This is a genomic window from Francisella noatunensis subsp. noatunensis, assembly GCF_009823375.1.
Taxonomy (GTDB): Bacteria; Pseudomonadota; Gammaproteobacteria; order Francisellales; family Francisellaceae; genus Francisella; species Francisella noatunensis.
Genome location: NZ_WBSX01000034.1, coordinates 1 through 15,956, shown reverse-complemented (window position 1 = coordinate 15,956; position 15,956 = coordinate 1). Strand labels below are relative to the sequence as shown.

Sequence of the window (15,956 nt, the reverse complement as noted above, 5' to 3'; positions counted from 1 at the left end):
TAGCTTTTTAACTTTACAGGATAGCTTATGATTATTTGAAGTTCTGCGGCTTTGATATAGCTTCTGTGCTATCTCAGCATTATAGTCACTATTTATACTAGTGCGATTAAGTTCCTTTTTTATAGCTCTTTCACTATAGCCAATTTTATTGGCTATTTGAGATGTTTGGTATCCTAATTTAAGTAATTCTTCTATACAATATCTATTTGAAAGAGTTAAGTGCTTTGGCATTTTTTAGTTCCTTATCGTTTATTTTAGTTTCGTCAAAACCTAATAAACTATATTTGGAACTCTCTTTCAACTATTTAAAACTTTCAGAATACAATCTAGCTCCTTTAAATAAGCTTGAGCTAACTTTTCTAGTGTCTCTTTGGAAATGTTATTTTCCATTTTATCTCCATATTTGTTAATATTTTCTCAACAATTTTAAATCTATTTATAATAAAATTACACTGTTTAAATTTAAGGGTAACTAAAATGTCAGCATCACTCGAAACCAAAGCAAAAAAACTAGGCCTAGATAATATTGAAAAACACATATTCCTATGTTGTGATCAAGAAAGACAAAAATGTTGTGCTGGTGATGTCTCATTAAAGTCATGGGAATACCTAAAAAAGAGACTCCAAGAGCTAAAATTGTCACAAAATGGTCATATTTATAGATCAAAGACATACTGCCTAAGGGTTTGTCAAAATGGTCCAATAGCAGTAGTACAGCCTGATAATGTTTGGTATCACTCATGTACTCCAGAAGTTTTAGAAAAAATCATTCAAAAGCATCTAATTGGTGGCAAAATAGTTAAAAAATACGCTTTTGCAAAAAGAGAATCTTAAAATACCAAGTTCCTGCTTTGACAACACCTTGCACAAAAATCTCTCTAAAATAACTAGTTAAGCTATCTTTTGTAAAAAATATAGTTATCAAATTATTGCTATACCTATAAACAAAGGATATGCTGAAAGTGATTTTAAAATTTATTTTAACTAAAAGAGGGATTTATGAGTAAGAATATTAATGGTAAAAAAGTTTTCGACACTGCTAAAGATGCTACCAATGTGGCTGAATATGTAGTATCAAGATTGGTCGATTTAGGAATAGATCATTCATTTTCAGTACCTGGTGATTTTGCATTTGCATTAGATCACGCACTTATCAATAACCCAAAACTTAATAATATCGTAAATGCTAATGAGCTTAATGCTAGCTATGCTGCAGATGGTTTTGCCAGAGTTAATGGAGCTGCTATCTTATGTACTACTTATGCTGTTGGTGAGTTGAGCGCTCTAAATGGTGTCATGGGCTCAAAAGCAGAGAACTTAGTTGTTTTTCACTTAGTTGGTAGCCCAAATGATGCAGCGGTTGGAAAGAAAAAGCAAGTTCACCATACATTAGGTGATGGCGTTTTTGGAAACTTTTTTGATCTATCAGCTTCTGCAGCCTGTGTCTCAGCTGTTATCACTCCTGAAAATGCTCGTAGAGAAATGAATAGAGTCATAGCAGAAGCATTCAAATATCGTAAGCCAGCTTATATAAGTGTCTCATTACGGTGGTAGTCGACCCGTCACAGATATAACACCAGACGACATAGATTGTAGTTATCTAAAAACGAACCCTCATCAGCTTGAATTAGCTGTAAACCTAGTCTTAGAGCATCTAAGTAAAACTAAAAAAGTTGTTGCTATCCCTGCTATCAAATTAGATAGATTTGGCATAACTGAGAAAGCTATCAAACTCATAGAAAAGTTAAATATCCCTTTTGCTATTATGCCTCATGATAAGAGCGTAATATCTGAAACACATCCTAACTATATAGGATTTTATGCTGGTTTATTATCAGATACAAATACAGCTAAGATAGTTGAAGACGCCGATCTTGTGATTAATTTAGGCGATGCACTATGGTCTGACTTTAACACTGCTGGATTTACTAATAATTTAGACTTAGATAAGGTTCTGAATTTAGGGCCTTTATTTGTTGAGGATAAGAAAACTTATCTAGCCGATGTTTATTTATCTGAGTTACTTGATGCATTATTAGACAAAGTTGAGAGTATAAACTATCGTCCTGAATACTCTAGAATGACTATACAAGATGCTCCGATAACTCAAGAAAACTTAACGATTAGCGTGCTATACACTCAAGTTTTAAAATTCTTAAAGAACACAGATAATCTTGTGGTAGAAACAGGCTCATCTTCTCTTAATATGCCAAAACTACCTTTACCAGAAGGTGTAAAATATTATAATCAAACGTTATGGGGCTCTATTGGTTGGGCAACACCCGCTACTCTTGGCGTAGCACTAGCTAATCCTGATTCTAGAACAGTATTAATCATAGGTGAGGGATCTCATCAATTAACACTTAATGAACTAGGAGTAATGGGGAGATACAAAGTAAACCCTATCATATTATGTATAAATAATGATGGTTTTATGGTCGAAAGAGCGTTAGAGTTGGACCCAGACCCAAGCTATGATGATCTTGCTCAATTAAACTATAAAGACTTACCAAAGGCTTTTGGCTGTAATGATTGGTTAACTATCAAAGTAAAAACAGGTCAAGAGCTAGCACAAACACTCAAAGAAGCTAGAGAGCATAAGAGTGCTGTATATATAGAAATTATTACCGGCAAGTATGACTATGGTAATGCTCTTGATTTCTTTAACAGCCATCTAAAAGAAATGTATAGCTAAATCTAGTGCAGTTATACTATTTCTTAGCATAAGCTTTTTTCTAAAACTTTCCTAAAAGAAATACCTTGTATAAATATTGATAACAATACAGCCACATAAATAATCGATGAAGTATGACTGTATCTATGCTCAAGAGGTATACTTAAAACCAATGCAATCGACACGCCTCCTCTTAGACCTGCCCACGTCATCACAAGATTATTTCGCCAAAAATTATTTTGAGTTGTCTTATGTACCATCAACATCGAAACAAAAACACTCAAATATCTAGCTATAAGTACAATAACAAACAAGATACAACCCGCAATCATAACCTCATTTGAGAAAGTCATCTTTAAGGCTTCTATACCTATCAAAACAAATAAAAATGTATTTAGAAGCTCATCAATAACTGTCCAGAAACTTGATAACACTTTTTTTGACCCTTCAGAAATATACCTCTAGGCTTAGAATTACCAATAACTATGCCACAAACTACCATTGCCAAAGGCTCAGATACCTCAACTCTAGTTGCAATCCAAGATCCTACACTAACTATAGCTAATGATATAATTATAAGTGTATGTGGATCATCAGAGTTAGACATAAATTTAACTCCAATATAACCTAGCACTAGCCCCAAGCCAACGCCTCCAACACCCTCTTGTAATAACATTATCACAAAATTACTCAAGCTAATATCCTGACTACCACGAATTATTGATGATAATAAAATCAAAAATAAAACTATCGAAAATACGTCATTGAATATAGCCTCTCCCGAAAGGATAGCTTTAACCTTCTCTGGAACATTTTTTGTAGTTTTAAATACAGCAAACACAGTCACAGGGTCTGTTGGCGATAAAATTGCTCCTACCATTAGACAATGAATATAACTGAGATTTACACCTGTAATAACAGGAGCTAACAACCAGCTTAAGGTACCGATAATAAAAGTTGAAATTACAACTCCTAAGCTTGACAAAATACCTATATCAAGGGAGAAGCCCCTAATCTTAGAAAAGTCTAAGTGCATCGCTGATGCAAAAAGAAGGTAACCTAAAAGTATCTTCAATACTAAAGTCTCAAAATTAACACTATCCAGCATATCATATACCGGTGAAAAGAGGTTTGGCTCTAATTTTATTAGCACCAATAATGATAATGATATAAAAGCAGTAAGACCTATGGCTTTAGGTAAACCTAAAAACCTTAAATTGAAATAACTTGAATACGCAGCTATAACACAAAGTAAAACAAACAATGAATATAGGCTCAAAACCGAAGATCTCCAATAATTACATAACTAATAGTGTATATGTATCTTATTATACTTGTTAATTGGCTTTATATGTATCTTAATTCTGAAATATAAAATTTAGGTAACATGTATTTAAGCATTAAGATTTTGATGAAATCACCTTATTGCTATATACCCTATCAAGAAGTCTTTTGAAAGTTATTCCTTGTATAAATATTGATAGAAAAACTGCTATGTAAACGATTGAAAATGAGTTTGTTTGTCTATGGGCTAAAGGTATCGACAAGGCTAATGCAATCGACACGCCTCCTCTTAGACCAGCCCACGTGATAATAAGATTATTTTTCCAAAAATCACCTCTTATATTTCTCTCTGTAAGAAATAAAGAGATAACCACACTACTATATCTAGCAAGAACAGAAATAATGAAAACAACAACGCCTGCAGCGATATAATACCAAGAAGGATTCATTTCAAGTATCTCAATACCAACCAATACAAATAAGAAAGCATTCAGAAGCTCATCAATAACCATCCAAAAGTTAGTAAGAATAGTTTTTGACTCTACTGAGACTTTTCCCTGTGGACGTGAGTTTCCTATAACAATTCCTGTAATCGCCATGGTAATAGCTTCAGATACATGTAAGTGTGTCGCAAACCAAGAGCCAAAACCCACTAATGCCAAAGATATTATAATAAGAGTATATCCATCATCTAATTTACTCATCAGAGACTTACCTAGATAACCTAATATAATACCAAGTAAAGCTCCACCAACACCATCTTGCATAAATAGTAGTACAAGCTTGATCGAGCTTGTGTCTTGCTTGCAATCTATAACAATAGATAAGAAGAATAGGAATAATACGATTGAGAACACATCATTGAATAATGCCTCTCCTGATAAAATAGTTTTCACTTTCTTTGGTACATTTGTATTTTTCTTGAATACGTCAAATACTGTAACAGGATCCGTTGGTGAGAAGATAGCACCAATCATAAGACAACGTACATAGTCAACATGAATTCCCAGTATATGTGGTGCAGCAACCCAACATAATGTACCTACTGTAAAAGTGGATATTACGACTCCTAAACTAGAAAGTACAAATATACCATACGAGTTTCTTTTTATTTCTATAAAGTTTAGGTACATCGCTGACGCAAAAACAAGATAACCAAGAAATACTTCTAAAACTACTTCCTTAAAATTAACATTGTACAATAATGAGTATATAGGAAAGAGAGATTTATGATCAATCTTCAATAGCAATGCTATCAAAGCACTTAAAACATTTAACCCTATAGCTTTTGGCAACCTAAGATACCTATAAATTAATATAACTAGAGAAACCTGCAATAACGCATAATATTACAAATATATAATACTGATTCACTTAAGTTACACACAGACATTCATTTATACAAAAAAATATTGATTATTAATTTTGCATATTTTATTTAAAAACTTTCTTACTATATAAAGTTTAGAAATGATATAATTCAAAGATAATCTTCAGGGCAGGGCGAAATTCCCTACCGGAGGTAACTGTCTAATTACAGAAGCCCTCGAGCGCTTTTTAGATACTAAAAAGGTCTAGCAGATTTGGTGTAACTCCAAAGCCGACAGTATAGTCTGGATAAAAGATGATTGAAGAAATTCAAAAGCAGAACTTGGTAATAGCAACTCCTCTTGTAGCAGGTTTTGCATATTATCATGTTTCGACTATCCCTGCCCTAAATATAACTAAAGATTTTATATGGGCAAATGAAAAATATTGAAAACTACTATATGCAACAAGCACTCACTCTAGCAAATAGAGGTAGGCTATCAGTATCACCAAATCCTATGGTTGGATGCATAATAGTAAAAAATGGAGCCATTATTTCAGAAGGTTGGCACGAAGCTGTAGGAGAAGCTCATGCAGAGATCTATGCACTGAAAAAAGCTGGAGACAAAGCAAAAGGTGCTACTGCATACGTGACCTTAGAGCCATGTTGCCATCACGGAAGGACTCCACCCTGCACAGATGCATTAATTAGAGCAGGCATACAAAAAGTAGTGGTCGCTACACTTGATACTAATCCTTTAGTTGCAGGCAAAGGCATACAAAAGCTCAAAGATGCTGGAATAGAAGTCAAAGTCGGCATCTTACAAAAACAAGCTCAAGAACAAAATAAAATATTTTTCCACTACCAAAAAACTCAAAAACCTTTTGTGTATGCAAAATGGGCAATGTCTCTTGATGGCAAAATAGCTGTAAATGGTAATGATTCAAAAAAAATCAGCTCTAAAGAAGCATTTGTAGACACTCACCAGCTACGTAACATTTGTGATGCAATATTAATTGGAAAGCAAACTCTAATTGATGATAATCCTGGCCTTGATGTAAGAATACAGCTAAGCAAAAAGAAACATCCTGTTAGATTTATTATTTCTAATAATCTCTCAGAAATAGATAAGAGTTGGAGAGTTTTAGATCAAAATCATGCAAAAACTATTTTTGTATGTTCAAAAATTTCCGCTCAAGTTGCTAACGAACTAGACAATATTTGTATCGAGTACTGGCTACTACCAACATTCAAAGGACAAGTGTGCTTAGATAGCCTTTTAAACAAAATGGGACAAACAGGGATAACAAGCCTTTTGGTTGAGGGTGGTAAAAAGACTCTAGAAAATTTTATAAATCAAAAACTAATTAATGAATTTGCAACATATTTATCACCTATTATAATATCAGGATGCAATCCTAAAGAGAAACTCATATTTCAAGATGTATCTTTTTTAGGCGAAGATTTACTAATAAATTCATATTTTAAGGAAACTAACAATGTTTAGTGGCATTGTCCAAGAACTAGGGACAGTAGAAGATATAATAGATAAAAGTAATATAAGAACCTTTTGTATAAAATTTGATAATAGTACAAATTGCAATATTGGTGACAGCGTTGCTATCAATGGTACTTGCCTTACAGTAACTGAGATTAATAAACAAAATTCAACAGCTAATTTTGATGCAGTTCCAGAAACTTTACAAAAAACTAATCTTAATATTCTAGTAAAAAATCAGTTAGTGAATACTGAGCTTGCTATGCGCTATGGCGATCATGTCGGTGGACACATGGTACAAGGTCATATTGACGAAACTGGACAAATTATAAGCATAACAAATGTCGGTGGAGCGTGGCTAGTTGAGATTTCAGCATCTAAAGAATTACTAAAATATCTAGTCACAAAAGGATTTGTGACTATAGATGGTATGAGCATAACTGTAATTGATACTCTTGAAGACTCATTTACAGTAACTTTGATACCGCATACTATTGAGGTCACTATTGCAAAGAACTATACTAAGGGCTCTATTGTAAATCTTGAAGCTGATGCAACGGGTAAGTATATCTACAAATATATACAAGGATTTAAAGAAAATGTTTAAGCAAATAAAAGAAAATATTGAAAATGCAATACAAACTCTCAAGCAAGGCAAGCCTGTGGTTGTACTTGATGATTACGATAGAGAAAATGAGGGAGACTTAATTCTCCCGGGTGAGAAAGCCACAGAAGCTAATATCGCTTTTATGCTTGAATATACAAGTGGTATTGTTTGCTTAGCAATGGACTCAAAAAAAGCAAAACAATTAAATCTAACACCAATGGTAGCAGCGGATCAAAACAATAGCACATTTACAACACCCTTCACAGTGACTATAGAAGCCAAAGAAGGTGTAACTACGGGAGTATCTGCTAAAGATAGAGCACATACAATACAAGTAGCCTCAAAAACCAATGCAAAAGCTGATGAATTAGCTCGACCAGGACATATTTTCCCGCTTATAGCAAACGATAAAGGTGTACTTGGTAGAAATGGTCATACTGAAGCAACTGTGGATCTTATGAAACTCAGTGGCTTCAATAGCGCTGGTGTTCTATGTGAACTAATGAATAAAGATGGCACAATGATGAAAGCACCTGAATTAGAAGCATTTGCCAAAAAATATAACCTACCTATTCTAACTATTGCTGAACTTTATCAATACCGTTTAGCAACTGAAATTTTTGTCACAAAAATGGCAAGCTCTACGATACCATTTAAAAAGATTGGTGAATTAGAAATGAGCGTCTACAAAGATAATTTCAGTAATGATGAAGTTGTTGTTTTATCTAAACCTTACACTGGTAACAATCCTCTGGTTAGGATGCACTCATCTTGCATAACAGGGGATATTTTTGGATCACTACGTTGTGACTGCCAAGACCAGTTACACAAAGGGATCGAAATGATTAGTGAAGAGGGAGGATTTTTTATATACCTTGATCAAGAAGGTAGAGGTATAGGTCTGACTAATAAGCTCAAAGCATATAATCTACAGATAAAAGAGAACATGGATACTATTGAAGCAAATTTAGCTCTTGGATTACCTGCAGATGCTAGAAAATATGATTTAGCCGTACAAGTTCTAAAATATAATCATATAGATCAATGTAGATTGATATCAAATAATCCTGAGAAATTAGCAGATCTTAGAAATGTCAACATACACGCCGAGCCTGTATATTGTGAAGCATTTGTAAACTCACATAACAGAAACTACTTAATAACCAAGAAAACTAAAGCAAAACATACAATTAAAGGGATATAGACCATGAGAAAACTAGCTATTGTCGTAAGTGAATTTAACTCATTAATAACAGATAAGATGCTTGAAGGAGCCTTAGAAGAAGCTTATGCTCAAGGTCTAAAAGATAGTCAAATATATATTAAAAAAGTTCCTGGTGCAGTAGAGCTGCCTTATACTGCTAAACTTTTAGCAGAGACTAACCAAGTTGATGCTGTTGTACTTCTTGGTTGCGTAATCAGAGGTGAGACAGACCACTATGATTATGTTTGTGATCAAGTAAGTTATGGCACACAAAGAGTTATGCATGAGTATAACCTTCCTGTAATCTTTGGTATATTAACTACACACAACAAAGAACAAGCATTAGAAAGAGTCGGTGGTAAAAAAGGGCACAAAGGTAAATACTGTGTCCAAGCAGCTCTAACTATGGCAAAAATGAAAAAAGATATATTAGAACAAGGAGTATAAAATATGTCTTTAGAGATTCTAAAATATCCTCATCCTATACTCAAAGAAATTGCACAAGAAGTCTCACTAGAAGAGATAGATGATGATTTTCGAGCAACAATAGCTGAAATGACTGAGTTAATGATAGAAGCAAATGGTGTAGGATTAGCTGCAATACAAGTTGGTATCAAAAAGAGATTTTTTATAATGTATGATAACTTAGAGAGTGAGGCTCCTAAGATAATTACTATCATCAATCCTAAGATAATCGACCAAAGTGGTAAGATAATTGATGAAGAAGGTTGCCTATCATTTCCTGGTGTTTCTGCTAAGGTAAATAGAGCAACTAGAGTTAAGATAAAAGCACTTAATGAGTTTGGTAAAGAGATTGAAGTTGAAAAAGATGATTTCTTAGCAAGATGTATCCAACATGAAATAGATCATCTAAATGGTGTTACTTTTTTTGATCATCTTGGTCCACTTAAGCGAAAAATGATTGAGAAAAAATATAAAAAATTGATGCAAGAAAATGCCAATGCTTAATTTTTAGTATTTTCCTATAATCAAGGCTTTACTTTTCAGCGTCACTAAGCAAGAATTATGTCTTGAAACTGCTTGTTAAATCATGGAATTTAAAATATGCGTAAAATATTCAGTAAAATATCACTATTACTATTAATTTTAGCTGTTACCTCATGTGGAATGTTATCTAATGACCAATTCGTTTATCTAGGTCACGGCGATAATACTCCTGATTACCAGTTATATTATGATAAAACTAGAAAGCTTTTTGTACTAATAGATAAGAGAAATGGCTGTTTCCAAAAAGATGGTACAGGAACATGTCTTGCATTTGATCTAAAACAAACTAGAGATTTTAGAGAAAAAATACTTGCTAAAATGATTGAAATTGATCTTAGATTGGCTAAAGATAACTATGGTGATCGTGCTATGGCAGAGCTTCAAAGAGCAGGAATCACAACTGTTAGTAAACCAATAAAAACTGAGAATGTATATGCAACTCCTGTCAGACAGATAGTATTAGATAGAAAACAACAGTATCACCTAGTTAGAAATGACTATAAAATAGACGCAGATCTTGTTGCGATGCTAATAACAGATAGTGATGGTAGGAAACGTATCAAAGTAGCATACACAGTCAACTTCCCTGAGCTAGAGAAGGAATATAACACTTCTCTTAGACCTTATATTATTGATCCTGAATATTTATATACACATATGACTATTAATACAGTACATGAAGCACAATTTATGCAGAGAGATGTTATGAAGTGTCAAAAGGATGTTAAAAAAGAAGTTGGAATTTATTTGAATGATGTAGTTGATACTACCACTAGCAAATCTAGCTATACGCGCCAAGAAATTTCAAGTGATGCTGCAACATTAGATCATGAGTTAATTACAAAAGCAGATCAGGATAGTGCTGTCGATGATATTATCGCCAATAGTAGCAGTACTTTAGAGACAGCCACAAGTGGTAGCTCTACCCCTAGCCCAACTCAAGAAAAACAAGGTGACGTCACAAACACTCAAAAAACAACTCTAGCAAGTGACAATAATTAATCTATAATCTATAAATATTGATAGAAATCTAGATAATTATACCCCCTCCTAAACAAACATCATTATCATAAAAGACCACAGATTGTCCTGGAGTGATTGCTCTTTGTGGTTCATTAAAAACTACATTAACTGAACCATCATTATTTACCTCTACGCTACAAGTTTGATCTTTTTGCCTATACCTAACTTTAGCACAACATCTAAAACTATCTGCTGGAGCAGATCCAGCTACCCAGCTAAGGTCTATAGCCTGTAATGTGTCTTTGAATAACATTGGATGATCATGACCCTGAACAGCAATCAAAACATTGTTTTCTAAATCCTTTTGGGCTGCGAACCATGGTATCTCAGGACGATTTTTTACACCACCGATACCAAGACCCTGTCTTTGTCCAATTGTATAGTACATAAGCCCATCATGCATACCAATCTTGATACCATTTTCATCATGTACTTCACCCTTTTGAGCTGGCAAAAACTTTGATAAAAAGTCTTTAAACTTACGCTCGCCTATGAAACATATCCCAGTACTATCTTTCTTATCGAATGTTACTAGATTATTCTCTTTGGCTATCTCGCGTACTCTAGATTTTTCAATATCACCAATAGGAAACATCGTCTGTTTTAACTGCTCTTGACCAAGTGTGTATAAGAAGTATGTCTGATCCTTACTATCATCAAGGCCTTTGACTAACTGTACCGAACCATCATCAGCGACCTTAGTACGAGCATAATGCCCTGTAGCGATATAATCGCCCCCTAATAGATGTACATAGCTCAAAAAGGCTTTGAACTTAATCTCTTTATTACATAAGATATCTGGATTAGGCGTTCTACCGGCTTTATATTCTGTAAGGAAATGCTCGAAGACATTATCCCAGTATTCCGCAGCAAAGTTTATTTTCTTAAAAGGTATACCAATAGAATCACAGACTGCTTGAGCATCAGCAATATCTTGCTCTGCTGAGCAAAACTCATCAGTATCATCTTCTTCCCAGTTTTTCATAAATACACCGGTTACATCATAGCCTTGCTGTTTTAAAAGCAGCGCTGAAACAGACGAATCGACACCACCTGAGATACCTACTATTATTTTTTTATTTTGCATATTTAAATATTTATACCTTTCTGTAGCGACAGCACAGTGTGCTGTCTTAAGATAGATTAATATAAGCTAACAGATCAAAGATCTGTTACTAAAAATAGTAATAACTATAAATATTACTTCTTCAAAACTGATAAGAAAGCTTCTTGAGGAATCTCAACAGAACCTATATTTTTCATTCTCTTTTTACCCTCTTTTTGCTTCTCTAGTAGCTTTTTCTTACGCGAGACATCACCACCATAACATTTTGCTAAAACGTTCTTACGCAATGCTTTAACAGTACTTCTGGCAACAATAGTTCCACCTATAGCTGCTTGAATTGCAACTTCAAACATTTGTCTTGGAATTAGTTCTTTAAGACGCTCAACCAATTCTCTACCTTTATACTTAGCTTGATCTTTATGCACAATACTTGCTAGAGCATCAACTTTATCGCCATTGATAAGTACATCTAAACGAACCATATCTGCCGCTTCATAACGAATTAACTCATAGTCCAAAGATCCATAACCCTTTGTAACAGATTTAAGAGTATCAAAGAAGTCTGATACCACTTCAATCATCGGTAAATCATAAGTTATAGAAACCTGACTACCAACATAGTTAAGGTCAACCTGAACACCTCTTTTCTCAACACATATCGTAATTACACTACCAACATAATCTTTTGGCACAAGAATATTCGCTCTTACAATTGGCTCATGTATCTCTGCTATTGCACCTGGCTCTGGCAATTTTGATGGGTTATCAACATCTATAGTTTCACCATCCTTTTTGACAGCCTTGTAGACAACTGTTGGAGCTGAAGTGATTAAATCAAGATTGTATTCTCTCTCTAATCTTTCTTGGATAATCTCCATATGTAGCATACCTAAGAAACCACATCTAAAACCAAAACCTAGAGCTTGTGATACTTCTGGCTCAAAAAATAATGAAGCATCATTTAGACTTAGCTTATCTAAAGCTTCTCTAAAATCAGGATAATCATCAGAACTTATAGTAAACATCCCTGCATAGACTTGTGGCTGAACTTTTTTAAATCCGGGAACAGGCTTATCAGTTGGATTATGCGTATGAGTTAAAGTATCACCTACCGGAGCTCCATGAATATCCTTAATACCCGCGACAATAAAACCAACCTCACCAGCTTTTAAATGATCTAGGTCTTTCATCTTCGGTGTAAATACCCCAACTCTATCAACCTGATATGAAACTCCAGTTGACATAACTTTAAATTTCTCTCCCTTCTTAAGAGTACCATTTTTGATTCTTACAAGGGAAACCACTCCAAGATAATTATCAAACCATGAATCTATAATTAAAGCTTGTAGCTTTGCATTAACATCGCCCTCTGGTGCTGGAACTTTAGCAACAATTGTTTCTAAAACATCTTCAACACCTATGCCCGTCTTAGCACTACATGTAGTTGCTCCAGTTGCATCGATACCAATAATTTCTTCAATCTCTTCTGCAACCCTATCAGGCTCTGCAGATGGTAAGTCAATTTTATTTAGAATTGGTATAACCTCTAAATTCTGCTCAATAGCAGTATAGCAATTAGCTACTGTCTGAGCTTCTACACCTTGGGCTGCATCTACAACTAACAAAGCACCCTCACAAGCCGCTAATGATCGCGATACTTCATAAGAGAAATCAACATGTCCAGGAGTATCAATAAAATTAAGCTGATATGTTTGACCATCTCTAGCTACATAGTCTAAAGTTACAGATTGTGCCTTGATAGTGATTCCACGCTCTCTTTCTATATCCATCGAGTCTAAGACTTGCTCTTTCATTTCACGCTCACTAAGGCCATTGCATACCTGTATAAATCTATCTGACAAAGTCGACTTACCATGGTCAATATGTGCAATTATCGAAAAGTTTCTGATGTTTTTCATAATATTTAAGCTCTGTTGCTACTAAGAAGTAATTTTTTATTTAATAAATCTAGATACCTATTATGCTATAAAATGACTTTAAAATGTAGTGATTGCTATAGTTTAAATAACTAAATATTCTTTAATAAAATTACAAATTCAGTTGACAAAAATGTACAATATATGCAAAATACTTTAGCTATTAAATTTATATATTTGTGCTTCTCACGTATCCCCTAGAGAAGCCTAAGGTTATAAAAAGTTAAAAAATTAAAACTGGAGAATTAAATTGGCTAACTCAAAACAAGCAAAAAAGAGAATTATTCAAGCTGAAAGAAATCGTCAACACAACGTTGCGCGTCGTTCTATGATGAGAACTTTCTTAAAGAAAGCTGCTTATGCGATCGAGAAAGGTGATGTTGAAGCTGCTAAAGAGAACTTCGCAAAAGTAGTTCCTATTTTAGATAAATACGCTTCTAAAGGTCTAATCCATAAGAACAAAGCTGCTAGACATAAGTCTCGTCTAAGTGCTAAGATCAAAGCTCTTTCTACAGCTGCTTAATTATTTCTTTTTTTCAAGTTTCTTCTATAAACATATTCCTTTCATTTATGTTACTATTTTCTGTACTAACAGAAGATTAGTTATTTTATGCCTACAATTAAAATTCACTATACAGATAATATTAAAATATCGAATAAATTAGATGACTTTTGTAGAAACCTACACTCTACACTTGTTGAAGTGATTAAAACAGACATTCATACATGTAGAACTCTTATCTACCCATGCAAAACTTATGTAGTTGGCGACAGTTTGAGTAACTTTGATAGCTTTATTCAACTTGAGATTGACATTCTACCAGGTAGAAGTCCTGAACTAAGGAAATTATTAGGAAATATTTTATTGAATGACTTGAAATCCTTGTGTAATAATTCTGATGTCTCTATAGATTATCGTGTAATCGTAAATGAAACCGATACTGAGTTTTATTTTGGTTTAGAATAATAATTAAAACACAGGCTCATCAGTAGGCGGCGCATAGTTACCAGAAATACCTACTAGCCTATCCTGGTTATTAAAAGTTAGTATTAGCTTTGACTCACTAAAATCAGTATCTGTCATATGTTTTTTATATGTATTTATATAAATGTACTGATTTGGATTAAAAGTATCGACAATATCTGGAGAACCTAATATATAAACAACCTCTCCTTTAGTCATATTAGGTTTGATATCAAAAAGCTTTTTATTCTTGATTTCTTTACCTTGAGGCACGGGAGCTGTGTAAGGCTCAATAAAAACTCCACAAGCAGATAGACTCAGGAAAAATGAAACAATACACAAATTCTTTAATACAGATTTTAATATCATTATATTAATCTTCTAAGCCTACAAATAATTTCTGATCTATAATATCACATAAGCAATGAATTATAAGAAAGTGATTCTCTTGAATATTTGCGACATTATCAGAAGGAACTCTTAACTCGATATCATCTGGATTATACATAGTTTGTAACCTACCACCATTTGCACCGGTTAATGCTACAACTTTCATGTCTAGATCATGAGCTTCTTCAACAGCATTTATAATATTTTGTGAATCTCCATTTGCTGAGATAACTAATAATATATCATCTTCATTGCCTAGTGCTGCTACCTGTTTGGAGAAAATCTGGGCAAAACCATAGTGATCTCCAATTGCTGTAATAGTTGCAACATCTGCTGTTAAAGCTATTGCTGGAAGAGGTGGTCTTTCCATATCAAAATGATTCAATAACTTAGATGTAAAGTGCTGAGCTATAGCAGCTGAACCACCGTTACCACATACTAGGATCTTACCACCATTTTCTAGGCAAGATACCATAGCATTTACTGCCTGTGCAATAGCTGGAGGCAGGACATTAGCAGTTTCAATTTTTGCTTGGATGCTACTTTCAAAATAACTATTAATCTTGTCTAAAGAAGTCATGACTTTCACTAAGGTTACCTATTAAAGAAAATTTTACTATATTAGATTTTTGATAGCTAGTCTAATAGATAGTATTTCAAATTAATCCAAAACCCCAATAAATACTTGCTATAAATATTAGCCATGTTTAATGGTTTCATATATAACATTAAAATAAATACGCTAGATAGTATTCTCAATGTTTATAGAGATACCAAAATGTACTTCATTAGGTGTCAAGTAATTTAAACATTTCTTAGGTCTATTATTCAAGTCTATCTGTAACTTTCTAATGTATTGATGAGATATATTGTTAAAGTTAGTACCTTTAGGTATAAATTGTCTGATATACCTATTCATGTTTTCATTAGTACCTCTTTGCCAAGGACTGTATGGATCAGCAAAGAATACTTTGATGCCAGTCTTGCTAGTT

The 15,956-nt window shown here is 33.7% G+C and carries 19 protein-coding genes, 1 pseudogene and 1 riboswitch; of the genes and pseudogenes, 11 read left to right on the top strand and 9 right to left on the bottom strand.

Annotation, left to right across the window (positions count from 1 at the left end; genetic code table 11):
• Positions 1–231, bottom strand: a 231-nt coding sequence (locus F8C69_RS04245; protein ID WP_159183974.1) for a helix-turn-helix domain-containing protein, incomplete at its 3' end; no start/stop codon positions are given.
• Positions 232–477: 246 nt separating this feature from the next.
• Here F8C69_RS04245 and F8C69_RS04240 point away from each other — a divergent pair.
• Together F8C69_RS04240 and F8C69_RS04235 are read left to right on the top strand one after the other, a co-directional pair.
• On the top strand, positions 478–834 hold the full coding sequence (locus F8C69_RS04240) for a (2Fe-2S) ferredoxin domain-containing protein (RefSeq protein WP_004286738.1): 357 nt from the start codon (positions 478–480) through the stop codon (positions 832–834).
• Between the two features lie 165 nt (positions 835–999).
• Positions 1,000–2,695: pseudogene (locus tag F8C69_RS04235) on the top strand (alpha-keto acid decarboxylase family protein).
• A gap of 23 nt (positions 2,696–2,718) precedes the next feature.
• On the opposite strand, the gene F8C69_RS11025 reads toward F8C69_RS04235, so the two are convergent.
• The 3 genes from F8C69_RS11025 to F8C69_RS04225 all read right to left on the bottom strand — a co-directional run bounded on the left by F8C69_RS11025 (position 2,719) and on the right by F8C69_RS04225 (position 5,253).
• A complete protein-coding gene (locus F8C69_RS11025) occupies positions 2,719–3,108 on the bottom strand; it encodes a cation:proton antiporter domain-containing protein (protein WP_252988797.1) in 390 nt (129 codons plus the stop codon).
• Positions 3,069–3,938 (bottom strand): cation:proton antiporter domain-containing protein, encoded by an 870-nt coding sequence (locus F8C69_RS04230; RefSeq protein ID WP_252988798.1) that lies wholly within the window; start codon positions 3,936–3,938, stop codon positions 3,069–3,071. The genes F8C69_RS11025 and F8C69_RS04230 overlap by 40 nt, the downstream gene beginning before the upstream one ends.
• Positions 3,939–4,074: 136 nt before the next feature.
• A complete protein-coding gene (locus F8C69_RS04225) occupies positions 4,075–5,253 on the bottom strand; it encodes a cation:proton antiporter (protein WP_192189630.1) in 1,179 nt (392 codons plus the stop codon).
• Positions 5,254–5,443: 190 nt separating this feature from the next.
• Positions 5,444–5,591, top strand: a riboswitch (FMN riboswitch).
• Between F8C69_RS04225 and F8C69_RS11020 the strand changes: the two genes are divergently transcribed.
• From F8C69_RS11020 to F8C69_RS04195, 7 genes are all read left to right on the top strand, one after another.
• On the top strand, positions 5,583–5,717 hold the full coding sequence (locus F8C69_RS11020; RefSeq protein ID WP_267906202.1) for a hypothetical protein: 135 nt from the start codon (positions 5,583–5,585) through the stop codon (positions 5,715–5,717). (Overlaps the previous riboswitch by 9 nt.)
• Entirely contained in the window at positions 5,704–6,774 is a 1,071-nt protein-coding gene (gene ribD / locus F8C69_RS04220) for a bifunctional diaminohydroxyphosphoribosylaminopyrimidine deaminase/5-amino-6-(5-phosphoribosylamino)uracil reductase RibD (RefSeq protein WP_159184321.1), read from the top strand. Before F8C69_RS11020 ends, ribD begins: the two co-directional genes overlap by 14 nt.
• A complete protein-coding gene (locus F8C69_RS04215; RefSeq protein ID WP_159184320.1) occupies positions 6,767–7,372 on the top strand; it encodes a riboflavin synthase in 606 nt (201 codons plus the stop codon). The genes ribD and F8C69_RS04215 overlap by 8 nt, the downstream gene beginning before the upstream one ends.
• Positions 7,365–8,576: a 3,4-dihydroxy-2-butanone-4-phosphate synthase gene (ribB, locus tag F8C69_RS04210; protein ID WP_159184319.1), complete on the top strand. Its 1,212-nt coding sequence runs from the start codon at positions 7,365–7,367 to the stop codon at positions 8,574–8,576. The genes F8C69_RS04215 and ribB overlap by 8 nt, the downstream gene beginning before the upstream one ends.
• Before the next feature lie 3 nt (positions 8,577–8,579).
• Positions 8,580–9,023 (top strand): 6,7-dimethyl-8-ribityllumazine synthase, encoded by a 444-nt coding sequence (ribH, locus tag F8C69_RS04205; protein WP_159184318.1) that lies wholly within the window; start codon positions 8,580–8,582, stop codon positions 9,021–9,023.
• Positions 9,024–9,026: 3 nt separating this feature from the next.
• Complete coding sequence (gene def / locus F8C69_RS04200; protein WP_159184317.1) at positions 9,027–9,545, top strand: peptide deformylase; 519 nt, start codon at positions 9,027–9,029, stop codon at positions 9,543–9,545.
• A gap of 96 nt (positions 9,546–9,641) precedes the next feature.
• Entirely contained in the window at positions 9,642–10,586 is a 945-nt protein-coding gene (locus F8C69_RS04195; protein ID WP_159184316.1) for an FTN_0109 family protein, read from the top strand.
• 28 nt (positions 10,587–10,614) lie between these two features.
• Here the strand turns inward: F8C69_RS04195 and mnmA are convergent, their stop codons facing one another.
• The gene (gene mnmA / locus F8C69_RS04190; protein ID WP_159184315.1) at positions 10,615–11,694 is read right to left on the bottom strand and encodes a tRNA 2-thiouridine(34) synthase MnmA; all 1,080 of its coding nucleotides are present in this window, start codon (positions 11,692–11,694) and stop codon (positions 10,615–10,617) included.
• Between the two features lie 113 nt (positions 11,695–11,807).
• On the bottom strand, positions 11,808–13,592 hold the full coding sequence (gene lepA, locus F8C69_RS04185; protein WP_004286749.1) for a translation elongation factor 4: 1,785 nt from the start codon (positions 13,590–13,592) through the stop codon (positions 11,808–11,810).
• Positions 13,593–13,860: 268 nt separating this feature from the next.
• On the opposite strand from lepA, the gene rpsT reads away from it, so the two are divergent.
• Together rpsT and F8C69_RS04175 are read left to right on the top strand one after the other, a co-directional pair.
• Positions 13,861–14,133 (top strand): 30S ribosomal protein S20, encoded by a 273-nt coding sequence (gene rpsT / locus F8C69_RS04180; RefSeq protein WP_004286750.1) that lies wholly within the window; start codon positions 13,861–13,863, stop codon positions 14,131–14,133.
• Between the two features lie 87 nt (positions 14,134–14,220).
• Positions 14,221–14,577 (top strand): 5-carboxymethyl-2-hydroxymuconate Delta-isomerase, encoded by a 357-nt coding sequence (locus F8C69_RS04175; protein WP_159184314.1) that lies wholly within the window; start codon positions 14,221–14,223, stop codon positions 14,575–14,577.
• A gap of 3 nt (positions 14,578–14,580) precedes the next feature.
• Here the strand turns inward: F8C69_RS04175 and F8C69_RS04170 are convergent, their stop codons facing one another.
• The 3 genes from F8C69_RS04170 to F8C69_RS04160 all read right to left on the bottom strand — a co-directional run.
• Complete coding sequence (locus F8C69_RS04170) at positions 14,581–14,943, bottom strand: outer membrane protein assembly factor BamE (protein WP_201751494.1); 363 nt, start codon at positions 14,941–14,943, stop codon at positions 14,581–14,583.
• Between the two features lie 4 nt (positions 14,944–14,947).
• Positions 14,948–15,544 carry a D-sedoheptulose-7-phosphate isomerase gene (locus F8C69_RS04165; protein ID WP_159184322.1) on the bottom strand — a complete coding sequence of 199 codons (597 nt, stop codon included), beginning with the start codon at positions 15,542–15,544 and terminating at the stop codon, positions 14,948–14,950.
• Positions 15,545–15,706: 162 nt separating this feature from the next.
• A partial coding sequence (locus F8C69_RS04160; protein WP_159183763.1) for an IS30 family transposase occupies positions 15,707–15,956 on the bottom strand: 250 nt, incomplete at its 5' end.